The sequence below is a fragment of the Ktedonobacterales bacterium genome, from assembly GCA_036557285.1.
In the GTDB taxonomy this organism is placed as follows: domain Bacteria; phylum Chloroflexota; class Ktedonobacteria; order Ktedonobacterales; family DATBGS01; genus DATBHW01.
This window is the reverse complement of sequence record DATBHW010000046.1, coordinates 15,619-40,297: the sequence shown is the minus strand read 5'-3', so window position 1 is coordinate 40,297 and position 24,679 is coordinate 15,619. Positions and strand designations below refer to the sequence as shown.

21 protein-coding genes are annotated in these 24,679 nt (G+C 60.1%); 12 read left to right on the top strand and 9 right to left on the bottom strand.

What is annotated here, in order from left to right:
• Positions 1-56: 56 nt before the first annotated feature.
• The 5 genes from VH599_13765 (at position 57) to VH599_13745 (ending at position 5,296) form a co-directional block, all read left to right on the top strand.
• Positions 57-563, top strand: coding sequence for a (2Fe-2S)-binding protein (locus VH599_13765; GenBank protein ID HEY7349376.1), 507 nt, complete (start codon positions 57-59; stop codon positions 561-563).
• Between the two features lie 13 nt (positions 564-576).
• Positions 577-2,949, top strand: coding sequence for a molybdopterin cofactor-binding domain-containing protein (locus VH599_13760; protein HEY7349375.1), 2,373 nt, complete (start codon positions 577-579; stop codon positions 2,947-2,949).
• A gap of 19 nt (positions 2,950-2,968) precedes the next feature.
• Entirely contained in the window at positions 2,969-3,835 is an 867-nt protein-coding gene (locus tag VH599_13755; protein ID HEY7349374.1) for a xanthine dehydrogenase family protein subunit M, read from the top strand.
• A gap of 176 nt (positions 3,836-4,011) precedes the next feature.
• Entirely contained in the window at positions 4,012-4,731 is a 720-nt protein-coding gene (locus VH599_13750; protein HEY7349373.1) for an MBL fold metallo-hydrolase, read from the top strand.
• A complete protein-coding gene (locus VH599_13745) occupies positions 4,721-5,296 on the top strand; it encodes a WHG domain-containing protein (protein HEY7349372.1) in 576 nt (191 codons plus the stop codon). Before VH599_13750 ends, VH599_13745 begins: the two co-directional genes overlap by 11 nt.
• Positions 5,297-5,366: 70 nt before the next feature.
• Here VH599_13745 and VH599_13740 read toward each other — a convergent pair whose 3' ends face one another.
• Positions 5,367-6,581, bottom strand: a complete 1,215-nt coding sequence (locus VH599_13740; GenBank protein HEY7349371.1) for a transposase — start codon at positions 6,579-6,581, stop codon at positions 5,367-5,369.
• Positions 6,582-6,958: 377 nt separating this feature from the next.
• Here VH599_13740 and VH599_13735 point away from each other — a divergent pair, with 377 nt between their 5' ends.
• Positions 6,959-8,389 (top strand): replication-associated recombination protein A, encoded by a 1,431-nt coding sequence (locus VH599_13735; GenBank protein ID HEY7349370.1) that lies wholly within the window; start codon positions 6,959-6,961, stop codon positions 8,387-8,389.
• A gap of 84 nt (positions 8,390-8,473) precedes the next feature.
• Here VH599_13735 and VH599_13730 read toward each other — a convergent pair whose 3' ends face one another.
• The 6 genes from VH599_13730 to VH599_13705 form a co-directional block, all read right to left on the bottom strand.
• On the bottom strand, positions 8,474-8,863 hold the full coding sequence (locus VH599_13730) for a nitroreductase/quinone reductase family protein (GenBank protein HEY7349369.1): 390 nt from the start codon (positions 8,861-8,863) through the stop codon (positions 8,474-8,476).
• Between the two features lie 132 nt (positions 8,864-8,995).
• Positions 8,996-9,445, bottom strand: a complete 450-nt coding sequence (mscL, locus tag VH599_13725) for a large conductance mechanosensitive channel protein MscL (GenBank protein HEY7349368.1) — start codon at positions 9,443-9,445, stop codon at positions 8,996-8,998.
• 148 nt (positions 9,446-9,593) lie between these two features.
• The gene (locus tag VH599_13720; protein ID HEY7349367.1) at positions 9,594-10,496 is read right to left on the bottom strand and encodes a GNAT family N-acetyltransferase; all 903 of its coding nucleotides are present in this window, start codon (positions 10,494-10,496) and stop codon (positions 9,594-9,596) included.
• Between the two features lie 43 nt (positions 10,497-10,539).
• A complete protein-coding gene (locus tag VH599_13715; GenBank protein HEY7349366.1) occupies positions 10,540-11,814 on the bottom strand; it encodes an alpha/beta fold hydrolase in 1,275 nt (424 codons plus the stop codon).
• A complete protein-coding gene (rsgA, locus tag VH599_13710; protein ID HEY7349365.1) occupies positions 11,807-12,886 on the bottom strand; it encodes a ribosome small subunit-dependent GTPase A in 1,080 nt (359 codons plus the stop codon). The genes VH599_13715 and rsgA overlap by 8 nt, the downstream gene beginning before the upstream one ends.
• 396 nt (positions 12,887-13,282) lie before the next feature.
• Entirely contained in the window at positions 13,283-14,002 is a 720-nt protein-coding gene (locus VH599_13705) for a RecX family transcriptional regulator (protein ID HEY7349364.1), read from the bottom strand.
• A 119-nt stretch (positions 14,003-14,121) separates the two neighbouring features.
• On the opposite strand from VH599_13705, the gene VH599_13700 reads away from it, so the two are divergent.
• Positions 14,122-15,048: a YihY/virulence factor BrkB family protein gene (locus VH599_13700; GenBank protein HEY7349363.1), complete on the top strand. Its 927-nt coding sequence runs from the start codon at positions 14,122-14,124 to the stop codon at positions 15,046-15,048.
• Positions 15,049-15,126: 78 nt separating this feature from the next.
• Here the strand turns inward: VH599_13700 and VH599_13695 are convergent, their stop codons facing one another.
• Complete coding sequence (locus VH599_13695) at positions 15,127-15,747, bottom strand: DUF892 family protein (GenBank protein HEY7349362.1); 621 nt, start codon at positions 15,745-15,747, stop codon at positions 15,127-15,129.
• Positions 15,748-16,001: 254 nt separating this feature from the next.
• Here VH599_13695 and rpsO point away from each other — a divergent pair, with 254 nt between their 5' ends.
• The 4 genes from rpsO to VH599_13675 all read left to right on the top strand — a co-directional run bounded on the left by rpsO (position 16,002) and on the right by VH599_13675 (position 22,644).
• The gene (rpsO, locus tag VH599_13690) at positions 16,002-16,271 is read left to right on the top strand and encodes a 30S ribosomal protein S15 (GenBank protein HEY7349361.1); all 270 of its coding nucleotides are present in this window, start codon (positions 16,002-16,004) and stop codon (positions 16,269-16,271) included.
• A 766-nt stretch (positions 16,272-17,037) separates the two neighbouring features.
• The gene (locus tag VH599_13685) at positions 17,038-19,497 is read left to right on the top strand and encodes a polyribonucleotide nucleotidyltransferase (protein ID HEY7349360.1); all 2,460 of its coding nucleotides are present in this window, start codon (positions 17,038-17,040) and stop codon (positions 19,495-19,497) included.
• A 418-nt stretch (positions 19,498-19,915) separates the two neighbouring features.
• The gene (locus VH599_13680; protein HEY7349359.1) at positions 19,916-20,536 is read left to right on the top strand and encodes a uracil-DNA glycosylase; all 621 of its coding nucleotides are present in this window, start codon (positions 19,916-19,918) and stop codon (positions 20,534-20,536) included.
• A gap of 392 nt (positions 20,537-20,928) precedes the next feature.
• Complete coding sequence (locus VH599_13675; protein ID HEY7349358.1) at positions 20,929-22,644, top strand: ribonuclease J; 1,716 nt, start codon at positions 20,929-20,931, stop codon at positions 22,642-22,644.
• A gap of 54 nt (positions 22,645-22,698) precedes the next feature.
• On the opposite strand, the gene VH599_13670 is transcribed toward VH599_13675, so the two are convergent.
• The gene (locus VH599_13670; protein ID HEY7349357.1) at positions 22,699-23,385 is read right to left on the bottom strand and encodes a hypothetical protein; all 687 of its coding nucleotides are present in this window, start codon (positions 23,383-23,385) and stop codon (positions 22,699-22,701) included.
• A 372-nt stretch (positions 23,386-23,757) separates the two neighbouring features.
• Here VH599_13670 and VH599_13665 point away from each other — a divergent pair, with 372 nt between their 5' ends.
• On the top strand, positions 23,758-24,612 hold the full coding sequence (locus VH599_13665) for an amidohydrolase family protein (protein ID HEY7349356.1): 855 nt from the start codon (positions 23,758-23,760) through the stop codon (positions 24,610-24,612).
• Positions 24,613-24,679: the final 67 nt, after the last annotated feature.

Here is a 24,679-nt window from a genome sequence, read left to right as displayed (position 1 = left end):
AACGTCGCGGGCTGCATAGATCAGACGTTTTAGCGAGCGTAACTGAGGACTGAACCATGAAACACAAGATACACCTCAAAGTAAATGGCGTGGAGCATCAGAACGAAGTCGAACCACGCCTGCTGCTGGTGCATTACCTGCGCGATGTACTCAATCTGACCGGCACCCACATTGGCTGTGATACGAGCCAGTGCGGCGCCTGCACCGTCATGCTCAACGGTCAGGCAGTGAAAAGCTGCACCGTACTGGCCGTCCAGGCCAGCGGCGGAGAGGTGAAGACCGTCGAGGGTCTGGCGACCAATGGAACGCTCCACCCCATTCAGGAAGGGTTCTGGGAGAAGCATGGCCTGCAATGCGGCTTCTGCACACCGGGCATGATGATAAGCGCCGTCCAACTGCTGGAGCGCAACGCGAACCCCACCGAAGACGAGATTCGTCACGCCCTGGAGGGCAATCTGTGCCGCTGCACAGGCTATCAGAACATCGTCTCAGCGGTGCAATACGCCGCCGAGCAAATGCGAACAGCAGCAGCGCAGCCTCAGCCCGCGCAAACTGGGAGATAGGGAGGAAAGCAAGATGGCTATCACTCAAATCTTTGGCGCCTCCGTCAAGCGGCGCGAAGACCCGCGCCTCATCACCGGGAAGGGCTATTACACCGACGATATAAACCTGCCCGGCCAGACCTACATGGCCGTGCTGCGCAGCCCCTACGGACACGCGCGCATTCGTGGCATCAACACCGAAAGGGCGAAGACGCATCCTGGCGTCGTCGCCGTCTTCACCGGCAAGGATCTGGCGGATGGCGGCCTCAATCCCGTTCCCTGTGCCTGGGTGCTGGAATTGGGCATGGTCAATGGGCAAAAGATGGCCCAGCCAACCTTCCCTGCCCTGGCAGCTGATCGGGTACGCTACACCGGCGATGGTGTGGCAGTAGTTATCGCCGAAGACCCCTACACTGCCAAAGACGCGCTGGACCTGATTGATATTGACTACGAGCCGCTGCCTGCCGTCACCAACCAGGAAAAAGCGATGCAGGCCGGAGCGCCACAACTGCACGACGAAGCCCCCAATAATATCGCCTTCCACTGGCAGTTAAAAAATGGCGATATTGACGCCGCCTTTGCCAGCGCAGAGGTGGTCGTGAAACAGCGCTTTATCAACCAGCGGCTCATCCCCAATGCGATGGAGACACACGCAACGGTGGCAAGCTGGAACGCTGGCGCAGAGGAAATGACCCTCTGGACCACCAGCCAGAACCCCCACGTGACCCGACTGCTGGGTACACTGGTGACTGGCATCCCAGAACATAAGCTGCGCGTCATTGCCCGCGACGTGGGCGGCGGCTTTGGCAGCAAAATTCAATTCTATCCTGGCGACGCCCTCGCCATGTGGGCCTCCAAAAAGCTCGCTCGCCCGGTGAAATGGACCGAGGAGCGCCGCGAAAACTATCTGGCAACCACACATGGCCGCGACCATGTGGATGAGGTCGAAGTCGCCGCCAGGAAGGACGGCGCCATCCTGGGCATTCGGGTCAAGGCGATTGCCAACATGGGCGCCTATCTCTCCACTGCCGCGCCGGGCGTACCCACCTGGCTCTTTGCCACCATGCTGGCGGGATGTTACAAATTCGAGGCGCTGCAAAGCGATACCTACGGGGTCTATACCAACACAGTACCCACCGACGCTTATCGCGGCGCGGGTCGCCCGGAGGCGACGTACCTTGTGGAGCGGTGCGTGGACCTCGTTGCCCACGAGCTTGGCATGGACCCGGTTGAGATTCGCCGCAAGAACTTCGTCCAGCCGGATGAGTTCCCCTACACTTCTATCGGCACGTTTGTCTATGACAGCGGCAACTATCAGGCTTCGCTGGACAAGGCGCTGGCAATGGCCGACTACGCGGGCTTCCGTCAGCGCCAGGCCGAGGCGCGCAAGCAGGGCAGATACCTGGGCATTGGCCTTTCTACCTATGTAGAGGTCTGCGGGATTGCCCCCTCGGCAGGAGCCAACGCCATTGGCTTTGGCGGCGGCCTGTGGGAGAGCGCCGTCGTGCGCATGCACCCCACTGGCTCCGTCACGGTCTTCACCGGCTCCAGCCCACACGGCCAGGGCGAGGAAACGACGTTCGCACAGATTGTTTCCCACGAACTGGGCGTACCCATTGAGGCCGTCGAGATTTTGCATGGAGACACCAACAGCGTACCCTTTGGCATGGGTACCTATGGCAGCCGCACCACTGCTGTTGGCGGCGCGGCGCTGGTGATGGCCGCGCGCAAAATCCGCGAGAAAGCGCGCAAGATTGCCGCGCATCTGCTTGAAGCCGCAGTGGACGATGTGATCTTCGATAATGGTACCTTCTCTGTCCAGGGTAGTCCAGACAAGAAGAAGGCCATTCAGGAGATCGCCTTCGCCTCTTACATGGCGGGCAATCTGCCGCCAGATGTGACGCCAATGCTGGAAGAAAACCACTACTACGATCCGCCCAACTTCGTCTTCCCGTTTGGCGCACATCTCTGCGAGGTTGAGGTAGACGCCGATACTGGCGTGACCAAACTGCTGCGCTACATTGCCGTTGACGACTGTGGCCCAGTCATCAACCCGATGATCGTCGATGGGCAGGTACATGGCGGCCTGGCGCAAGGCATCGGCCAGGCGCTCTATGAACATGGTGTCTATGACGACAACGGCCAGTTGTTGAGCGGCAGCATGATGGATTACGTCGTCCCCAAGGCAGATGAGCTGATTAGCTTCGATCTCGCCCATACCGTGACCCCATCGCCGCATCAGCCGCTGGGTGTGAAGGGCATCGGCGAAACCGGCACGATTGGTTCGACACCGGCAGTCGCCAACGCGGTTGTGGATGCGCTCGCGCCGTTTGGCATCGCGCATGTAGACATACCGCTGACCCCCGAAAACGTGTGGCGCGCCATTCAGCATGCGCGGCAGCCATAGAAAGTGAGGAACGCACGCTATGTTCCCCAGTGAATTTGAGTATCATCAGGCGCACAGCATTCAGGAGGCCATCGAGGCGCTGGGCCGACACGAAAACGCCAAGCTGATCGCGGGCGGTCACAGCCTGCTGCCGATGATGAAGCTGCGTCTGGCTCAGCCCGAAATGCTCATTGACATCACCCACATCTCAGGGATGAGCGGCATTAAAGCCGATAACGGGTCGATCAGCATTGGCGCGCTGACCACGCATTATCAGGCCGAAAGCTCGGATGTCCTCAAGCGGTCCTGCCCGGTGATCCCGGAGGCCGAAAAAGAGGTCGGTGATGTCCAGGTGCGCAATCGTGGCACGATTGGCGGCAACCTGGCGCACGCTGACCCGGCGTCCGATCTGCCAGCCGTCATGCTGGCGCTCGGCGCAGAGGTACGCGCCGTCGGGCCAAGGGGCGAACGAACAATCACCGCCGACAACTTCTTTGTGGATATGCTCACCACAGCCCTGGATGCCCATGAAGTGCTGACCGAGGTGCGCGTACCCGCGATGAAGCCAGGCCAGGGGGCGGCCTACATCAAGCACCCGCACCCTGCCAGCCGCTACGCGGTAGTCGGCGTGGCGGCAGTCGTCACCCGCGACGCCTCTGGCGCCTGCACCGGCTGCCGCGTGGCGATCACCGGCGCTGGCCCCAAGGCCGTCCGCGCCAGCGCCACTGAAGCCGCGCTGACCGGCAAAACCCTGACAGCCGAGAACATCGCTGAGGCGGCCAGCCACGCCGCCGACGGCATGGACTTCCTCAGCGACGCCTATGCCTCGGAAGAATACCGGGCGCATCTGGTGCGCGTCTACACCCGGCGGGCGCTGACCGCCGCAGCGGAGCGCGCCAAAGGCTAACCCCAGACGCTCAGCCCCATATTCCAGCAAGAGCGGCGAGTTATCAGGTTGATAACTCGCCGCTCGCATTTTATCATGATCTGCCTTTTTGAGCATTTTCCTCTTGACAAACTAATATAATTAGTATATATACTAATTATATTAGTTTGTCAAGAGCAGACGAAAGGAAGAAAACAATGAAAACCACTTCTCAGGGCAAGTACCTGTACCAACTTGAGCGCCTGGGGTTCGTGAACTGCTATTTCGTGCGCGAAGACGACGGCTTTACCCTCGTTGATACGGGCCTCTCCGGCAGCGCACAAGCCATCCTCAACGCTGCGCGGGCGCTGGGCGCGCCCATTGTTCGCATCGCTCTGACGCACGCGCATGTCGATCATGTCGGCTCGCTCGACGCGCTGCACACGCAATTGCCTGATGCGGAAGTCTTGATCAGCGCCCGCGACGCGCGCTTCCTCAGCGGCGATCACAGCCTCGATCCCCAGGAGCCGCAGGTCAAGCTGCGCGGCGGCTATCCCATCTGCGCCACCAGGCCAACCCGAACCCTCGCGCCAGGCGATTACGTCGGGTCGCTGGAAGTTATCGCGGCCCCCGGCCATACGCCCGGCCATGTAGCCTTTCTGGACCGCCGCGAAGGGACGCTGATCGCTGGCGACGCCTTCCAGACACGCGGCGGCATCGCCGTTTCAGGGGTCGTGCGGCCTCTCTTCCCGTTCCCCGCTATGGCAACCTGGCACAAAGAGACAGCCCTGCGCAGCGCCGAAGCCCTGCGCGGCCTGGAGCCAGCGCGCCTGGCCGTCGGGCATGGGCCGGTGCTGAATGCGCCGCTGGCCGCGATGGACCGCGCGATTGCTGTCGCCCGGCGGCGTTTCCTGGAGCCAGGCGCTCATGCTGCCTAAAGCACGACTGGATCGCGCAGCGGTCATCCAGGCGGCAGCCGACCTGGCCGACGCCGAAGGACTGGAGCAGTTGACGCTCGCCAGGCTGGCCGAACGCCTGGGCATCCGCGCTCCCTCGCTTTACAACCATATAGCGGGCCTGGGAGGCTTGCGCCGCGATCTGGCGCAGCTTGGCATACGCGAACTGAACGCCCGACTGACACGAGCCGTCATGGGCAAGGCGGCGGACGAGGCCGTCGCCGCGCTGGCCCAGGCATTTCGTGCCTTTGCGAAAGAGCATCCAGGGCTGTACGCCACCACCGTTCGCGCGCCCGATGCAGGCGACCAGCAATGGCAAACCGCCGCGCAAGAAGCGGTCGAGGTTATAGCCGCCGTACTGGCCGCCTATGGCCTTCAGGGCGAGGCGGCCATCCATGCTATCCGGGGGCTGCGCAGCGCGCTGCACGGCTTCGTCGCGCTGGAAACCTCTGGTGGCTTCGGCATCCCCCTGGACCTGGATGAGAGTTTTCGGCGGCTGGTCCAAATGGTGATTCGCGGGCTTCATCAGGAACACAGCGCCTCATGAGTGAAACTCGCGCGAAATGGATCATGAGCGCAGTTGACACTCCCCCGGTTACAACCGGGAGATTCTTCCTTCAGCCAGCGGGCTTGACCACTCTCAATCGCTTGAGAGCGCTAGAGGTCCACTGTCCAGAAGCGTTTTGCCGCTCTTGCGAGCGACCCGTTTCCGCCTGCCCGGCGGTACGGTAGGCTGCCAGGTATTCCAAGGCAGCAAAGAGAATGTTGAGGGCCGCGTTATAGTCCCGATCAAGCACCAGCCCACAAGCAGGGCAGATATGGGTCCGCATGCTGAGCGTCTTTTTCACCCGCTCGCCGCACCCGCTGCAATCCTGCGTCGTGTAGCGTGGGGAGACGGCTATCACGGAAATGCCGTGCATCTGCCCATAGTATCTAAGCCAGCCCAGGAACAGCCCCCAACTGGCATCGCTGATCCTTTTGGCAAGGTGATGGTTCTTGACCAGGCTCGCTATTTTCAAGTCTTCGTAGGCGACCAAATCGCTAGATTGGATAAGCGCTCTCGCAGCCTTGACTGCAAAATCTTTACGCTGCCTGCTGACTCTCAAATAGCCCTTAGCCAGTCGCTTGATAGCTTTCTTGCGGTTTTTGGAGCGCTTCACCTTGCGCGAAACACGCCGATGCAAGCGCTTCAGTTTCGTTTCTGCCTTGCACAGATACCGGGGATTGTCTACCTGTTGCCCGTCCGAGTCGGTATAGAAGGCTTTCAGGCCCACATCAATGCCGATCTGCTTGCCCGTTGGCTCATGCGTGATTTGCCGATCTGCCTGGACGGCAAACTGGACATAATAGCCATCGGCACGACGCAGCAGACGCACCCGCTTGATCTGAGCAATGGGGAAGGTTTCAATGGAGCGCGTGCCAATGAGCCGTACCGTGCCCATGCCCAGGCCATCGGTGAAAGTGAGCTGCTTGCCATCCGCTTCCAGTTTCCAGCCAGAAGTCTTGTACTCGACGCTGCGATTATCCTTCTGGAAACGGGGATAGCCCTTCTTGCCGGGTTTGCCGCTTTTGCAGTTGTCGTAGAACCGGCTGATAGCGAACCAGGCTCGGTCTGCTGCTGCCTGCCTTGCCATCGCATTGAGCCGAGCGGCAAAGGGGAACTCTTTCGCCAGTTGGGAGCAGAGCGCCTGAAGTTGATATGGCCCCGTACCCCGCGTATCCATCCAGAGCCGGAGTGCCTTATTGCGCACAAACTGCGTGGTACGGATAGCCTCATCTATTGCTGTTTGCTGGCTTTTGTTAGCTCTGAGCTTGTATTCCAGAATCAGCACGCACGCCTCGCTTCTTGGCTCCTTCACGGATTAAGATTTCCAGCATGGCCGTGCGCGAGATACCGTCTGCTTTGCTCATGGCATCTAAGAGCGCTCTGGCCTGGGATGTTAAACGGAATCCTGTACCTTGTTTCATGGCAACAATGTATCACATCATATGATACGTTGTCAATCGCGTTCCGTTGGGCCATTCATCCCCCGACTAAAGATCGGACGGCTCACTGGCTCATGTTCTGTAACGTATAATGCTATCAGGCTTGATGGCAGCAATCTCTTTACGGATACTCCAAAACCTGACAGAAGATGTCAAGAAAAAGCGGGTAGAATATCGTTGTTAACGTATCTGTTGATGTTGCAGGCAGAAGGCAAGCAGTGCCATGACTCATTCCGAGCATTCCGACAACCAACGCTCGCTCTTTGACGCCGACGAAGCGCCAGGCTCAGTTGCCTCAAAATCGGCCAGCGATGCCCATATGCCGCTGGCCGCGCGCATGCGCCCGCGCGCCCTTGATGAGATCGTTGGGCAGGAGCATATCATCGGCCCAGGCAAGGTCTTGCGCCGCGCCATCGAGAGCGATCACGTACCCTCGATGATTCTGTGGGGGCCGCCCGGCTCCGGCAAGACCACGCTGGCCGAAGTCATCGCCGGAGCCACCCACACCTATTTTATCCGTCTGAGCGCCGTGACCGCTGGCGTTGTCGAACTGCGTAAAGCTGTTGAAACGGCGAATGAGCGCCGCAAAGCCTACAACCAGCGAACCATCCTTTTTATTGACGAGATTCATCGCTTCAATAAAGCGCAGCAAGACGCTGTGCTGCCCCATGTCGAGCGCGGCGTCGTTACGCTGATCGGGGCCACCACCGAAAACCCCAGCTTTGAGGTCAACGCCGCGCTGCTCTCGCGCTCCCGCGTCTTCACCCTGCGCGCCCTCTCTGATGAGCAGGTTGCAGTTATCATTCAGCGCGCCCTCAGCGACCCTGAGCGCGGCCTTGGCCGTCTTCAGACCATCCTTCAGCCCAACGCCCTGGATTTCCTTGCCATCGCCGCCAACGGTGACGCGCGTGTCGCCCTCAACGCCCTGGAACTGGCGACAGACGCCGCTCTGCCGGACGAAACCGGCCAGCGCATCATCACTATCGCGGCTATCGAAGGCGCGCTTCAGCATCGCGCCCTGCTCTATGATAAAGCGGGCGAAGAACACTACAACCTCATCTCCGCCCTGCATAAAGCCCTGCGCGGCTCTGACCCCGACGCCAGCCTCTACTGGCTGGGGCGCATGCTGGAGGCAGGCGAAGACCCGCTCTATATCGTCCGGCGGCTCATTCGCTTTGCCAGCGAGGACGTAGGCATGGCCGATCCCCAGGCGCTGGTCGTTGCCGTCGCCGCCCAACAGGCTGTACATTTCATCGGCATGCCTGAAGGTAAGCTCGCCCTGGCGCAGCTTGTCGTGCATCTGGCTGCTGCCCCCAAAAGCAACGCCCTGTATATGGCCTACGCGCGAGTCGAGCAGGACGTGCAGCAGACTCGCAGCGATCCAGTTCCGCTCTGGATTCGCAACGCCCCCACCCAGTTAATGAAAGACCTGGACTACAGCAAGGGCTATATCTACAGCCACGATGTCTACCAGCAGATGACTACCGATGACCCCACACGCCCGCCGCCAGAGGCGCTTCAGGAGTATCTCCCCGATACCCTCAAAGGACGACGCTATTACGAGCCAACGCCCTTTGGCGAAGAAGGCGCGATCAAAAGCTGGCTGGACAAGCGCCGCCAGGGTCAGGGAAAGCAGCAAGAAGAACAGAAATAGCGATGGTGGCTGCCGATGGGCTGGTCATCAACTACCTAGACATATGGACACGCCGCTGGCCGCGCTAAACCGCTTGCCTCAGAGTCAGATGGGTTCCAACCGCAGAGTCATCGGCAAGATCTCATCGCGCACCATAGAGGGCAGAAAGGGATCGCTGCCATACTTCCGTCGGTATTCATCGCTTATTCGCGCAATGGTCGTGTCATCGGTCACGGGAACCGCCCGCACTGGTATCCGTTGTCCATCAATGTACACCACCCCGGTCGGGTTGGCCCTGATTTCTTGATACCATCGGCCAGCATTCCCATGAATGGACCGTATAGAGACATCCTCGCCTACCTTAACGACCCAGATGGTCGTGCGATGGGCCGAAGCTCCAGCCCCAGGCCGCCGCGTTTCGATCTGAATCTCCTCTGCCTGGGCCAGCCGGTTCTGTGTATCGGCATCAAAGTGCTTGGGCGCCGTTGTACTCATGGATTCCCTGCCTCGTTTCTCTTCGCAGCGTCTTACGACCCGCCGTGTATTCGCGTCTGCCCGCTTCTCTCCTCGCTTCAACTGCCCCATCTGCGCTGCTGCAATCACTATGCCTTCATCGCCGCTTGCGCATCATTTCTTTTCGTTTTCAGGCGCAGCCGTTGGCGCTGGGACCGCAGGAACCTCAGACGTGCAGAAGCCGCAGCGCGTGGCCTTGAGGGAGATCTGGTTCAGGCAGAATGGACACTCGCGAGTACCCGGCTCAGCTTGCTTCTCGTGTTTCCTGACTTCATCGAGAATGGCAGCCACCGGGCGCACCACAAAGAGAAAGACGACAGCGGAGATTATGAGGAAGCTAACCAGGGTATTGATGAAATGGCCTATATGAAAAACACTGCCTCGGATGGTGAAAACCCATTCAGGAAAGCTAAACTTGCCGGGAATGCTGATGAGAGGTGTAATCAAATCGGTGACAAACGCCTGAACAAGACCAGCGAAGGCCGCGCCAACCACAAAACCAACCGCCAGGTCCACCAGGTTGCCACGCAAGATAAAGTCCTTGAACCCCTTAAATAGCCCCATAGCTCATCCTTCTAGTTGGCAAACGATTTGTTCACACTCTTCTGGCGGGGCTTCCCGCATCACCCCCATTGAGCGATCTGCTACGATTTGTGGCGCGCTCAATCGTCGCGTACCATAGCACCTGCTATCGTCAGCGTCAAGAGCGTTTTCACGCGCCAGTTAGGTTCAGCCTATAGTAGTCGTATGTCGCGCGCACCTGGAAGCCGCAGGAGCTATACAGATTGAAAGCTCTGCTGTTGCTCACATCCACATCCAGCATGATCGCGCGGCGCGGATCAGCGGATCGGGCGGCGCGAATAGCTTCCTCGACGATCTGGCGTCCGTAGCCACGTCCCTGGTAAGCAGGCGCAACACCCAGGCCATAGATGCCCGTCTCATCGGCTTCTACCGTCAAACGGACCAGACCCACAGGCTCTGCTGTATCAGCCTGCCCAGCCGCCAGCGTGGCGATATACTGCCTGCTGGCCTGATCTTGCCAGTGCCGAATGAGACGCTGACGCACCAGATCTTCAGGTTCATCAAAGCTGCTGGCCTGTAGAGAAGCCAGCGCGTCGAGATCGGCGGATTCGGCGCGACGCAAGATGATCTGAGAGGCGCGGGCATTGAGCGGCTGGTAGTCGCCCAGGACCATCTCGTGTTCGGCAAAGTCAAAGCTCGCTCCGACGCGCTGAACAAAGGCTTGCCCTGAAGCAGCCCGCCGCTCGCAGAGAAGCACTATTCGCTCGACGCCTGTCTGCTGGCATGCTTCGCGCGCCTCCGCGAGCAGCGCCTGGCCGATCCCGCGTCGGCGATAGGCCGGATGCGCCAGAATAACGGTTTCACGCTCTTTGGGATCGTAATGATCCATGAAGAGATACCCCACCAGCAGGCCATCCAGGTAACAGCAAAAATCCGGCGACAGTCCAGGGCGAGATTGCAGCATGCCCCAGCTTATGCGTACAGGGGCATGGTCTTCTGCTTCGCATGCCCGCGCCAGGAGCCGGATCGCGGTGAGCGTGTCCGGCCCCGGTTGCAGCAATTTCTCAATCGTATAGGTTTGTTTACTCGACACGGTATCTATCCTTCTCCAGCAGTTCCCCCAGGAACTACAGGAACTACAGCCTCCCCAGGAACTCCAGCGCCAGCCGGTTAAATGGCCCAGGCTGCTCCATCGAGGGCAGATGCGCCGCGCCGGACATCACAACCTTCTTTGCTCCTGAGATGCCCCGCGCCAGCAGATCAGCAGACGCCAGCTTATCTGGCACATCATACGCACCCACCAGGACCAGCGTGGGCGCGCGAATCTCGCCAAGCCGCGAAAGAGCGGGCGGCTCCAGGGGCTGCGGCTGTCCCTGCTCCTGTTCGGAACGCTCGAAGTTGTGAGTATTCATCTGACGCACCTGCTCCCGCACCGCAGGGTCCACTTGCTCAGGCGTGCGCCCAGGGCCATCAACCCACAGCCGCAGTTCAAGCTCGACAGCCTGCGCAACATCCTTCCCTTCGGCTGCCGCGTCAATCTCCCTCCAGCGTTCCAGCAAGAAATCCGATGGCGCTTCGCCGTTCACACCAGAGCCAACCGGAATCAGCGCCGCCACCATCTCTGGATGTTCCAGCGCGAAATCAATCGCCAACTGCCCGCCCATCGAAGAGCCGATCAGGTAGGCCCGCTCGACACTCAAAAAGCGCAGTAATTGAGAGAGGTCTTCACGATGGGAGAACGACCCGGAAGCCGCCCCTGACCTGCCAAAGCCGCGCAGGTCGTAGCGGATGACACGATACTCTTGCGCGAAGGTCTCCCATTGGGCATCCCACATCTGGCAATTGGTCAGGCCAGAGTGCAGCAAGACGAGTGGATGCCCCGCGCCAGCCACTTCATAAAACAGGTGTGTCCCATTCACCTCAGCAGAGCCACGTGTTGACATGATCTGAAAACCCAGCCTTTCATAGAGATGCTGCGCCGGGAGGTTGCCCCTGGTCACAAACAGAGATACCTTCCGGTAGCCCTGAGCAAGCAGGGCATTCACGCTTTTTTCAATCAGGAAGCGGCCCATCCCCCGATTTTTGGCGGTTGGATGGGTCATCACATACGCCAGCAGCGGCTGCTCGTCCCACCACGTCACAAGAGTACAGGCCAGCGGCTCGCCCCATTCCTCAATCACAAATGAGCAAGCTTCCAGCAGCGCGCCAGACGTTCCGGCGAACGTGCCTTGCACCACTTCCAGCGCATCATCCAGCGACTCGCCCTCATCATCAATCGTACCCCGATAGGCGTCTAACATCAGCCTCGCCAGCGCAGGTATATCATCTGCGGTGAGGTGACGACAGGTCCATTTGCCCTCAAGCCGCTGCTCTGTCAGGCACAGCTTCATTTGCAGCCGTTCTTTAGCCATCTATCCAATCCCCCATCGCTATATCGCGCTCACCGCCATAGAGGCGGCAATAGCTCTCGTAGCGCCCGCTGTCAATCGCGTGGGCCGCCACCGCCGCGCGCACAGCGCAATGGGGTTCGTGCAGGTGGCTGCAATCGGAGAGATGGCACGAACCAAGATAGGGCCGGAACTCAGGAAAGCACTGATCGAGCCGACCATCTGCCGCGCCTCCCAGGGCCAGCGCGCGGATGCCCGCCGTATCGGCGATATAGCCGCCCGCTGGCCCATCCAGTGGATAGAAGCGCGTACCCGTTGTCGTGTGGCGTCCCTTGCCGGTAGCCTCGCTCACCTCGCTCACGCGGCTGGCAAGGTCCGGCTGCAAAGCATTCAGCAGGCTCGATTTGCCCACGCCGGATGGCCCCAGAAACGCCGAAGTACGCCCATCCAGCGCGCAGCGGAGCGCCTCGACGCCCTCCCCAGTCGTCACACTGGTCAAGATCACCGGATAGCCAGCGGCGCGGTAAGCGTCCAGGCGCTCCGCCAGCCAGGGTTCGATGCCCAGGTCCACCTTGTTGATGCAGATCACGGCAGCCACCCGCTGCATCTCCGCCAGCGCCAGAAAGCGGTCCAGCATACGCACATGGGGCGAGGGATGGCGCGCCGCAAAAACGGCGATCATCTGGTCAAGGCCAGCAACCGAGCGAATCTTGCCCTTGCCGACATCGGGATCAGCCCGCGCGAACGAGCCGCCCGCGCGGGCAACGACCTCTTCAATCACTCCCTTGCCGCCGCCCGTTGGCAGCACGCGCACGCGATCACCCACCGCAACGGGATCGTGTTCTTTGACCACCGCCTTCTGCACCCGTTTATGGGCGGTGGCGCTGCTGGGATACTCCAGTTGCTTGCGCAGACGGCCACGAATGACGCAGAGCAGCGCGCCTTCTGGTGTCTCCACGCGATAGAGGCCGCGACTGCCCTCGATAATCATACCCTCCGCCAGAGGCGGCGCGGCGCCGCCCGCGTGGCCGTCGTTTGTATGGTTGTGAGAAGAAGATGCTGGCGTACTCGAAGAAAAAGTCTGTTTAGCGTTCAACGCAAAAGCTCCTTTAGCGAAACGTTTGTTCTTTTCAAGACACACGCGGTCCCGCTGGCCGATGACACCAGAGGGAAACAAAAATCCGGCGGAGCCATGCCCGCCGGTTGTGTCTTTCGTGAACTAACGTCAGGAGCCGTTCACCGCGCAGCCCTGGGGAGTCGGCTGCGGTGGAGAGTCGAGACGGTGGCCGCGATCACAACGCGCAGATGCGGGCATGTTCGCAAAAACACATGCGCAAACATCCATCGTCGCACCCTCCTTTCAGGCCACGCAAAGCATCGCGCTTTGGGCCATCAGAGACACACATTCTTCTGAGGCTCCATCACAGAGCCTCACCGCGCAAAGTATACACAAAAAAGCGTGCTTGCGCAAGGGGTACTCAGCGGAAAATAGTTACTCATCCAGCCGCGCATCCTCCACAAACACCTCCCCATCCTCCTCTGCTGGCCGCTCCTGGTGAAGCTGCTCCCAAAGCTGGCGCACCGCCCCAGCGGAGACGCCATAGCTGAAGCCGCGCCGCAGCAAAAACGCGCCCAGCTGCTTGCGGAAGGTTTGATAGTCAGCGTTCATCAGGCTGCGCAGCTTCTTCTGCGCAGCCGCCAGCGCCCGCTCCTCGTCGCGCTCCGGGGCTATCGTTGCTTCAATTGTTTCGCGGTCCACGCCCTTCTGGCGCAGTTCCGCGCTGAGCGCGCGAGCGCCGCGCGGATTAAACTGCTCGCGGTTCTCCACCCAGAACTCCGCAAACTGCTGATCGCTCAGCACCCCCATCTCCTCCAGCTTTGCCAGCGTCTGCTCGATCACCTCCGGCGCCACGCGCCGCCCCTGAAGATTGCGGCGCACCTCCTGGCGGCTGCGGGGCCGATAGGTGATAAAGTTCAAGGCATGGTTCAGGGTTTGCTGAAACAGATCGGCGGCGCGCCACTGGTCCAGTTCTTCCTGGCTCACCTCGCGCCCCACAAACACCCCATATTCCAGCGCCAGCGTCTCATCCAGCGCCAGCGCAAACGCGCCGTCAATAAAGATCGAGCGCCGGTCTGCTCGCCTGGTCTGTGTTTCAATGGCGGTAATCTTCATAGCTTCACCAACCTGGAGCAACGCGACAATGTAGACCAATACACTCTATCATTCTTTCTGAATCTTGCGGAATCGGAGCGTCGTGTTACTTACAGAGGAAACTACATGGCGCTGCCCGCGCGCGAAAGGCAGCACGAGGCAGGCAGGAGAGAGAGACGATGGCCGGAATGCTGCGCCAGCTTGGGCGCTTTTGGATCAAAATTAACCGCGACTGGATGTTTAACCTGGCCGGAATGCTCTCCTATAACCTGATGCTTTCGGTCTTTCCCCTGCTCATCCTCTCGATCAGCTTGCTGGGCATCATCTTTCAGCATTCTACAGCGGCCTGCTCCTCCACGCAGTTTGAGGGGCAGATCATCAGTAACCTGGCCTCCTTCTTACCCGGCCAGATTACCGGCGCTCACCGCGAGCAGGGCGGCGCGACCTCCATTACTACCCTCTGCGCCACGCTCAGCCACGAGTCGTTCACGCTGGCCGCGTTTGGCGTCATCACCGGCCTCTGGTTCGGATCGCGCCTCTTTGTCAAACTGGAAAACTCGCTGGGCGTCATCTTTCGCCTGCGCTCGCGCAGCTTCTGGCGGCAAAATGTCATCGCGCTCGGCATGACCGTCCTCTTTGCCGTCCTCGGCCCGCTCTCGGTGCTGGTCACATTTGCCCCGCAGCGTTTCCTGGGGTCCATCGGCGGCTTGCAAGCCTCGCCTACCACCATCGGCCACGTGGTCGGGTGGCTGTGTGGGACGATCATCGCCTTTCTTTTAATTGAATTTATCTACGTGGTGGTCCCGAATCAGCGCGTGCGGCCCCAGGATGTCTGGGGCGGCGCGCTCGTTGCCGCGCTGCTGCTCTCAGCGTATGAACTTGTCTTCCCCCTCTATGCCCATTTCTTCGCCCCCTCCAACACCTACGGAGCGATTGCGGGCCTTATCGTGATTTTGCTGCTCTTTTTCTATTACTTCGCCGTCATTCTGCTGCTGGGCGCCGAGATCAATTCCTGGAGTCGCGGCCATACCGAATCTTCAGGCGACATCGCCACCGTTCTTGCCCAGGCCAACAAATGGAACCATCAGCGTCCTCTAGCGAAATGAGGAGCAGAGAAAAGGGGAGGAGAGGCAAAACCCATGTCCCTCCCCTCTTTCCCCTCCAGGCGCGCATCGCTCCAGAACCTACGAGATCGGAGGAGGCGGAGCTTGAGGACTCGGCGCCTCATAGGGCGGCTGTTGGCCGCCAAAGGCTCCCAGCCCCATATTGGCAATAAGGCTCTGGGTTGCTGGCAGCGCGTCCGCCGGAACCTGAACCCCTTCTCGCTGCAAGCTCTTGAGTGTCGCTTCTGGTAAGCGTTCAACCAACCACTGCTCCATAGACACCTCATCGCGCAAATTGAGCTGCGCTGTCCGTACCGTATCCTGGTCGCCCAGCGTCTGCGCGAGCGTGATGAGTTCGATATAGGCCGCAATCTCCAGATGCTCGCTCGCATACTCCTCGCGCGCATTCTTCGCCAGCGTGCTCGCTCGTGAGCCGCCGATTCCACCAAGCACCTGACCTATGACGCTGGACACAGTGGTCTTGAGGCCCGGCTTGCTCCCACCCAGCGCATTCAGGCGCTGCTCAATCCGGTCACGGTGCAATTCTGTCTCGCGCAAATGCTGCTCGATCTTCTGCCGAATCTGCGGCTCATCTTGCGCATCTTTCACGTGGTCGCTGAACATCTGCACCAGATGCGCCTCCAGGGCATACACATCCTCAAGGCTTTTGACAAGCAGCTTGCGGCTATCACCATTCGCCATAACCCTCTGTTCTCCTTCTCTTATGGGATTGATCTCTGAGATTGCCACATCTGTAGAGCGCCTTTGAGCCACTCTATCCTGGCTGCGCCAGGACAGGGGGATACGCTGCAATGAATGTGCCACTTGCTCGCCTGCCAGGCTCATCTGCTGCTATTGTCATGGCCTCGCTCCATATGTTATACTGCCTCAAGCATCTATATGCCTGAACCTTGAAAGAAGCGGCAATACATGACGAAAGAGGTGAATCCCCAGAGATGGCCTTGCCTGTAGAAGAAAAGAGCGAAATTATCGCTCAATACCAAACACACGAGGGCGATACCGGCTCGCCGGAAGTGCAGATCGCTATCCTGACCCGCCGCATTCGTGACTTAACCGAGCATCTGAAGGCCCACAAGCACGATGTCCATTCGCGGCGTGGCATGTCAATGATGATCGGCCAGCGGCGGCGGCTGCTGACCTATCTCAATAAGAAAGACCCGGAACGCTATCGCACGCTGATTACCAGCCTCGGACTCCGGCGGTGAGCTGACTGGAGCCAGGTTCTGGCTCCATCATCCGCCCGGCGCTCAGAGACCCTGGCGCACAACCCGTCCACAGGAGAAAACACATCCAGCGACAACGATACGCTGGCAGCAGCGAACAGAGAAGAAACCGGCCCGATGAGGAGGGCGGCCCACCATACGACAGGCGCATCCCTCGGATGGCGCCAGCGGCCCAGACGGAGGCCGACACCGAAGAAGAAAGAAGAAAGAAGCGCGGAGCGTACAACAGCATCCCCTGCGCAGGCACGGGCGCGCGAGCCGCAGGCGAGAATGCCGAGGCAAACGCCCGTCGCCGCAGGCGCCTGCGGGCGCATCAGTAACGTGACGTGTAGGCGAACGGAGTATTATCAGCTACCCCCAGCGCGTACAACCTCATACAGTACAGCAGAGTAAAACTAACCAGCAAACGCAGCGCAGAACAGCAGAAGCAGCGGCGGAAGGATAGGGTGGAATGGCAAGCGACCAGGATCATCCGGTCGTCACCTTGAGGGCAGCCGACCAACCAGAAGAAATGGGCGCCCATCTTCAACAGCGAGATGATCTGTATACAAAGAACGATACCCCCGGCGGGTGGGGGGCCACCTCTCCCCACCAACACGTACCGGCATCGTCCTCTCCTGCTTTGTCCCCAGATCACAGCCCCTCCTTCCTGATCCACCACGCCCTTTCAGGGGAACCAACACCATCTGTATCATCACTCCTCACCAGGGGGTAAGTTAGAAAAAGGGCTGTGATGCCCGGAGGTTCTATGATTCATCGTTCTGAGGCCGTCATTGGCGGTCGTGTTATGAGCATCGAGACTGGCCGCGTGGCCGGCCAGGCCAATGGCGCGGTCCTGGCGCGCTATGGAGATACCGTTATTCTGGCAACCGCTACGGCCAGCGACGCCCCGCGCGAGGGGATCGATTTTTTCCCGCTGACCGTTGATGTAGAAGAGCGGCTCTACGCCGCAGGCAAGATTCCCGGCGGCTTCATCAAGCGCGAAGGCCGCCCCACCGAACACAGCATTCTGGCCTGTCGCCTGGCTGATCGCCCGCTGCGCCCGCTCTTCCCCAAGGGCTATCGCAACGATGTCCAGATCGTCGTTACCGTCCTTTCCGCCGACCAGGAAAACGATCCCGACATGCTCGGCATCGTCGGCGCATCCGCCGCGCTGAGCGTCTCCGATATTCCCTTCGCCGGCCCGGTGGGCGCGGTGCGCGTTGGCTATGTCAACGACGAACTGGTCATTAACCCGCTGGAGTCTCAGATGGACGACAGCCGTCTGGACCTTGCCATCGCTGGCACCTCCGACGCGGTAATGATGGTAGAAGCTGGCGCGAAGGAACTGCCCGAAGCACTGATGCTCCAATCGGTGCGCTATGGGCATGAAGCGCTGCAAGACATCATCAAAATGCAGGAAAAGCTGGTGCAGGCCGCCGGAAAGCCCAAGCGTGCTTTTGAGGCCGCTCAGCCAGACAAAGGGCTGCAAGAGAAGGTTGCCGCCTTCGTTCGCCCACGCTTCGAGAGCGCCGTCAACAATCCCGACAAGCACGCGCGCGAAGAAGCCCTGGCGGCGGTGGAAGCCGAACTGCGCGCCACGCTGGGCGCAGAATACCCGGAGCGCGGCAAAGAAATAAGCGGCTTTTACGAAAAAGAACTCAAGCAGTACGTGCGCAACAACATTCTGGAGAAAGGCTTGCGCCCCGATGGTCGCGGCCTCACCGACATTCGGCCTATTAGCTGCGAAGTAGGGCTGCTCCCCAGGCCGCATGGCTCCGGCCTCTTCACGCGCGGCCAGACACAGATTCTCAGCGTCGTGACGCTCGGCTCCCCCGGCGATGAGCAGGTCTTGGATGGCCTGGGCGCTGACGAGAGCAAACGCTTCATGCACCACTATAACTTCCCGCCCTACTCCACCGGCGAAACCAAGCCCTTGCGCGGCCCTGGACGCCGCGAGATCGGGCATGGCGCATTGGCTGAGCGCGCCGTTTCTGCGGTGATCCCTGGTCAGGATGAGTTTCCTTATACCATCCGCATCGTCTCAGAGACGCTCTCTTCCAACGGCTCCTCCTCGATGGGGTCGGTCTGCGGCAGCACCCTGGCGCTGATGGACGCAGGCGTCCCGATTAAAGCGCCCGTCGCTGGCGTAGCGATGGGCCTCATCACCGGAGACGGCGAAAACGCTGAACGCTTTGCCATCCTGACCGACATTCAGGGCATGGAAGACGCCCTGGGCGATATGGACTTCAAGGTCGCGGGCACCGCTGATGGCGTTACCGCCCTCCAGATGGACATCAAAGTCAAGGGCATCACGTCACAGATCATGGAAACGGCTCTCAGCCAGGCGCGCGAAGGCCGCATGTTCATTATGGAAAAGATGCTCGATGCCATTCCAGAGCCGCGCCAGGAGCTTTCGCCCTACGCGCCGCGTATCCAGACGATCAAAATCAACCCGGACAAGATCGGCGCGGTCATTGGTCCAGGCGGCAAGACCATTCGCAAGATTCAGGAAGAGACCGGCTCCAAGATCGACATTGACGAAGACGGCACCGTCCATATCTCCTGCGTCAACGAAGACGACATGAACCGGGCGATGGATGCTGTGCGCTCGCTGACCGAAGAAGTCGAGATTGGCAAAATCTATAACGGCGTCGTGCGCCGCATCGTGGATTTTGGCGCGTTCGTCGAAATCCTCCCTGGCAAAGAAGGGCTGGTACGCATCAGCCAGCTTGCTGACTATCACGTCGCCCGCCCGGAGGATGTCGTCTCAGTAGGCGATGAGATCACCGTCATGGTCATCGAAGTCGATCAACAGGGGCGCATCAACCTTTCCCGACGCGCGGCCCTGAGCGGCGAGATTCCATCGCCTGCCGAACTGGAGGCAGACCGTCCCCCCAGCAGCGGGCGCGGCGGCTTTGGCGGGCGCGGCGGCGACCGGGGCGGCTACAGTCGCGGCGGCGACCGGGATCGCGGCGGCTACGGCGACCGGGGCGGCTACAGTCGCGGCGGCGACCGGGATCGCGGTGGCTACGGCGACCGGGGCGGCAATCGCAGCGGCTTTGGCGCGCCCACGCCAGGGTTTGGCTCCGGGATGGGCGGCGGCCAGCGATCCAATAACTCCGGCCAGCGCCGTCCCATGAACCCGGGTTCTGGCGGCCAGGGCGGCGCTCGTGGAGGCGGTCAGCGGCCAGGGTTCGGACGCCCTCAAGACCGGCGCGGCTGGTAGCCATTTCCACATCGGGGGCAGCGCCACAGAATACCTCCTCAAGCGTTGTCACACCGCTTGAGTTATGGTAGCATTGCTGCTAAGGGCGCCTCACACAACCTCCGCACGAGCAGGGGCGGGGTTGTAGCGCCGTCCTTCCAGGCGGCAGGGGTGGGGCCAACCGTCGGTTGTGTGAGGCATTCTTAAAGAACGGACGAGAATCCCAGGGCCAGCAGCCTGAGAGAAGCCAGCCGACTGGCTCGCGCAGGCGCCTGGCTCCTGGCCCTTTTCCCTGGCGCACCATCAATTGACCTTTTCAGCATGTTTCCAGTACAATATCCCGGGGCTGAAGCGGCGAAATACACGCTTCATAACAATCCGCTTTGAGGATATTGAAACTGAGGATATTGAAACGAGCAAAAACAAAACGGAGCGAGTTATGTCCAAGGAAGAATTGGAGCAAATCGCCGCTGAAGTCTCCATCTGTCCCAGGTGCAATCTCTGCAAAACCCGCACCAAAGCTGTCCCTGGCGAGGGGAATCCCGGCGCCACCATCCTATTTATTGGCGAAGGCCCCGGCTACCATGAAGACAAACAGGGCCGTCCCTTTGTCGGCGCAGCGGGACAGTTTCTGGATGAACTGCTCGCCAGCATTGGCGTCAAGCGTGCCGATGTCTTCATCACCAACGTGGTCAAATGTCGCACGCCCGAAAACCGCGATCCCTTGCCAGAGGAAATCTCCGCCTGCGCCCCCTATCTTGACCGCCAGATCGCGGCCATCAATCCCAAAGTGATTGTCACCCTGGGGCGCTTTTCCATGCAAAAGTTCTTCCCAGGCGAGCGCATCAGTTCCATTCATGGGCGCGCCAGAAAAATCAATGGCCGCATCTGCGTTGCCATGTATCATCCGGCAGCGGGCCTGCATCAAGCCAGCCTGCGCTCAACCATTGTCGAAGACTTCAAGAAGATCACCCAGGCGCTGGCCGAAGCTGAACGCCTGCCGGAGTCAGAAAAGCCCAAGCCCCAGGACGACCAGCCACAGCAGCTTTCCTTGTTCTAAAAGATACTGGTAAGGCGGCGGCAATTGGCCGCCGCCTTCACCTTGCCCTTGAGCCTCTGGTGTGCTACAATAAGTAAAAAGCATGCTGTTTGTATAGCCTGGCAGTTGGCCTGAACTCATCTATCATATTCTGACATTGAATAGGTTGGGATCACATCAGACTAAGCTTACGCCTGTGCGTCAGGCGTCAAATAGAGAAAATAAGCGTTTTACTCCCGCCCGGCGGTGGGCGCGAGTGAAGATATTGATGAGAGGAACCGCTGTAGAACAGCGCGATTCAACATCACATCTGAAAACAGATTCGGCCTCTAACGCTCGAAACGTGAGCGGGGCCGAAATATTGAGCAGCCGTGGAGTGAAAGAAGGCTCGACGGCTAGGAGGATTTTATCTCTTGGGTTCTGAAGTTGTAAATGGACGAGGGTCGGGGAAAAAACAAGGAGACAAGAAAGCAGTAGTACGGCTTGTTCCGCTGGGTGGATTGGGCGAGGTAGGGAAAAACATGATGGTCATCGAATATGGCGAGGATATTGTCATCGTTGACGCCGGACTGATGTTCCCGGAAGCAGAGATGCTGGGCGTCGATCTGGTTATCCCGGACACGGGCTACCTGCACGACAAGCTTGACCGCATTCGCGCCCTCATCATCACGCATGGACACGAAGACCACATCGGCGGCATTCCCTATATTCTGCCTATGCTCGGCTTTCCACCCGTGTACTCCACCAAACTCACGCGCGGGCTGATTGAAGTCAAGCTCAAGGAACATCGTCTGCTGAGCCAGGCCGCGCTGAACACAATTACCGCCGATGACCACCTGGACCTGGGCGCGCTGAGCGTCGAGTTCTTCCGCGTCAACCACAGCATCCCCGACGCTGTGGGAGTCGTCATTCGCACGCCGCTGGGCATCCTGGTGCATACCGGCGATTACAAATTCGACCATACCCCGGTTGATGGCCTGCCCGCCGACTTCGGCGTGCTGGCGCGCATCGGCCAGGAAGGGGTGCTGGCGCTGCTGGGCGATAGCACCCGCGCCGAATCACCCGGCTATACGCCCTCCGAGCGCGTCATCAACGATACGCTTGATAAGCTTTTTGCCAATGCCCCTGGGCGCATCATCCTGGCAACCTTTGCCTCGCTGATCTCGCGCATGCAGCAGGTCGTGGATACCGCCGTCCGCTACGACCGACGCGTCGCGCTGGTTGGCCGCACGATGATTAGCAACGCTCAGATGGCAATGGAACTGGGCTATCTGAACATCCCTGAAGGCACGCTCGTGCGCCCGGAAGAGATGTTCTTCTTCGAGCCACAGCAGATCGCCATCATCTGCACCGGCAGCCAGGGCGAGCCGACCTCGGCCCTGACCCGCATGGCAAATGGCGATCACAAGATTGTGCGCGTCCAGCCCGGCGATACGGTCATCCTTTCGGCCACGCCAGTGCCGGGCAACGAAAAACTCGTCGGGCGCACGATCAATAACCTGCTGCGCCAGGGCGCAGAGGTCTACTACCCTGGGATCGCGCCGGTCCATGTTTCCGGGCATGGCAGCCAGGAAGAACTGAAGCTGATGCTGAATCTGGTCCGCCCACAATTCCTGGTCCCGGTGCATGGGGAAATGCGCCAGCTTGTGGCGCATGCCAAACTGGGCAAATCGCTGGGCATCCCGGAGGACCATATCGTCATCGCCGAAGATGGCGACATTATCGAAGTCACGCCAGAGGGCATCCGCAAAGCCGATCACTACCCCTGCGGCAACATCTTTGTGGACGGCCTGGGCGTGGGCGACATTGGCAGCATCGTGATGCGCGACCGCCAGGTACTGGCTCAGGATGGCATTCTGATGGCCGTCCTGACAGTGGACAAAGAGACCGGCCAGCCTGTATCCGGTCCCGACATCATCTCGCGCGGCTTCATCTACATGCGCGACGCCGATGAACTGATCGGCCTGGCCCGCGCGCATGTCCTTGAATCCTTTGGCATGCACTCGCGCAACGGCCATACCGCCGACTGGACCTACGTCAAAGCCAAGATTAAGGATACGCTCGGTGATTTCCTCTACGAGAAAACCAAGCGCCGCCCGATGATCTTGCCGGTCGTCATGGAAGTCTAACAAACCATCCCCTGGATGCGCTTGTATTCGTCGCATCCAGGGGATGTTCGCTCATCAGGCCGAACGCCCGGAGCCGCGCCGCAGAGGCGCCAGCCGAATCAGCGTCGTAGCGATCCGGTTAATGGCCGATACATACGCTTCGTGGGGAGAAGGCGGCGGCGCGCCACGCACCGTGTAATCATCGGCAGTTGCCAGCAAGTAATCAGCCGGAAGGCTCCCCAACACCGGCAGCCCGCCCTCCAGCCGCGTCTCCAGATTTTGATCTTCCTGGGCAGGCACGCGCGCAAATAACACCGCTGCTCGTCCCCCAGGGTCCAACGCGCCCAGGCGCTCGGCCAGTTTGGTAGCGCCCTGGCGAGCCTCGGTCGTGTTATCAATCGCCAGGATCAGATAATCAATGCCCACCCGCATGCCCCCCGCGTGCTCCAGCAGCAGCGCATCCACATCCACCAGAATGCAATCGGCGCGGCCAGCCACTTCCTGGCGAGCGCGCCCCAGCACGCTCGACAACTGCTCAGGCGGCAGCGCGCCCGGCGTCCACAGCCCCAGATTCTTCATTGGAGAGTGTTCAAATAACGCGCCCAGGAGCGAGCGTCTCAACGAAAGATCGGCGATCAGCACCCGCACCCCCTGACGCACCAACGCCTGTCCGAGATAAAATAAAGCTGTGCCAACCCCATGCCCCCGATGCTCCTGTGTCAGCACAACCACACGAACATCCGCTGCGGTCGCAGCACTCATATTCGGCCTTTCCCATCCCTAAAATGGCGAGCGTAAACGGCGGTTCGGGCGCTGCGTTTGTACGAAAGACAAACTGGCCCTCCGCTGGTCCATCAGAAAGAAAGGGAAACGAAGTGAGAAGCCTGTCTGGGCATGTTTTGTGCCAGCCCACCTGAGCGCTTTTTTTACCTGTATGTTTCAGCCGGACTGCCTTCCCAGACACGCTCCCATTACCCGGCTCGCTGAAAGTATAGCGGTCTGGCGCAGGTGATGTCAAGAAAAGCATCCTGCGCGTAGATTGCAGCGGCCTATCAGCCCATGCTATACTGCCTCCAGAGGAGAAGCGCCTTTCCTGCCTGGCGCGCGCCAGCCGGGGAACCGCCAGCATGCACCGTGATTATTGACGCTCATACCCATCTCTTCCCGCCAGAGATGCGCGCCCGCCGCGCCGAATATTGCGCCCGCGACCCCTGGTTTGCCGAACTGTACAGCAATCCCAAAGCGCGCATGGCAACCGCCGAAGAACTGGTGGCCTCGATGGATGCCTCCGGTGTTGACGCTTCTCTCGCCTTCCCGTTTGGCTGGAGCGACCCTGGCCTGATCGAAGAGAGCAACTCCTATCTGCTGGAAGCGATGCGCCGCTACCCCGGACGCATCATTGGGCTGGCGGCCATCCAGCCTACCGCTGGCGCGCGCGCGCTGGCCGAACTGGATCGCTGCGCCCGCGCCGGAATGCCCGGCTGCGGCGAACTGATGCCACACGGCCAGGGCTATCGCCTCAGCGATCTGGCGCTGCTCGCGCCGCTGGTGGAAGTCGCCCGCGCCTATGGCCTCTTCATCCTCACCCACGCCAGCGAGCCAGTCGGCCACAGCTATCATGGCAAGGGCAACGTCGCGCCCGGCGACCTGGAGATGTTTCTGCGCGCCTTCCCCGATATTCGCGTGGTGGCAGCACACTGGGGCGGCGGCTTCCCCTTCTATGAACTGATGCCCGAAGTGCAGCAGGCCGCCGCCAACCTCTGGTACGACAGCGCCGCCTCGCCCTACCTCTATCGGAACGACATTTTCCCCATCGCGGCGCGGCTGGTCGGCGCGCGCAAACTGCTCTTTGCCAGCGACTATCCGCTGATCTCCCAGGACCGGATGCTCGCCTATACCCGCGCCTCCGGTCTCAGCGATGAAGAACTGACGCTCGTGCTGGGTGAAAACGCGCGCGCTCTGCTGACCAGAGAACACCTATCTCAATAGCGCGCTATCTGAAATCCGCATCATGTTCTTGCTAACCAGTAAAAACGAAATAGATGGGTAGAGTTTC

Bases quoted from the DNA above. Each gene is read 5' to 3' on its own strand.
- VH599_13760 (HEY7349375.1), top strand. From the start codon at position 577: ATGGCTATCACTCAAATCTTTGGCGCCTCCGTCAAGCGGCGCGAAGAC.
- VH599_13670 (HEY7349357.1), bottom strand. From the start codon at position 23,385: ATGAGTGCTGCGACCGCAGCGGATGTTCGTGTGGTTGTGCTGACACAG.
- VH599_13755 (HEY7349374.1), top strand. From the start codon at position 2,969: ATGTTCCCCAGTGAATTTGAGTATCATCAGGCGCACAGCATTCAGGAG.
- VH599_13730 (HEY7349369.1), bottom strand. From the start codon at position 8,863: ATGAGTACAACGGCGCCCAAGCACTTTGATGCCGATACACAGAACCGG.
- VH599_13700 (HEY7349363.1), top strand. From the start codon at position 14,122: ATGGCCGGAATGCTGCGCCAGCTTGGGCGCTTTTGGATCAAAATTAAC.
- VH599_13685 (HEY7349360.1), top strand. From the start codon at position 17,038: ATGATTCATCGTTCTGAGGCCGTCATTGGCGGTCGTGTTATGAGCATC.
- VH599_13715 (HEY7349366.1), bottom strand. From the start codon at position 11,814: ATGGCTAAAGAACGGCTGCAAATGAAGCTGTGCCTGACAGAGCAGCGG.
- VH599_13695 (HEY7349362.1), bottom strand. From the start codon at position 15,747: ATGGCGAATGGTGATAGCCGCAAGCTGCTTGTCAAAAGCCTTGAGGAT.
- VH599_13750 (HEY7349373.1), top strand. From the start codon at position 4,012: ATGAAAACCACTTCTCAGGGCAAGTACCTGTACCAACTTGAGCGCCTG.
- rpsO (HEY7349361.1), top strand. From the start codon at position 16,002: ATGGCCTTGCCTGTAGAAGAAAAGAGCGAAATTATCGCTCAATACCAA.
- VH599_13680 (HEY7349359.1), top strand. From the start codon at position 19,916: ATGTCCAAGGAAGAATTGGAGCAAATCGCCGCTGAAGTCTCCATCTGT.
- mscL (HEY7349368.1), bottom strand. From the start codon at position 9,445: ATGGGGCTATTTAAGGGGTTCAAGGACTTTATCTTGCGTGGCAACCTG.
- VH599_13765 (HEY7349376.1), top strand. From the start codon at position 57: ATGAAACACAAGATACACCTCAAAGTAAATGGCGTGGAGCATCAGAAC.
- VH599_13745 (HEY7349372.1), top strand. From the start codon at position 4,721: ATGCTGCCTAAAGCACGACTGGATCGCGCAGCGGTCATCCAGGCGGCA.
- VH599_13735 (HEY7349370.1), top strand. From the start codon at position 6,959: ATGACTCATTCCGAGCATTCCGACAACCAACGCTCGCTCTTTGACGCC.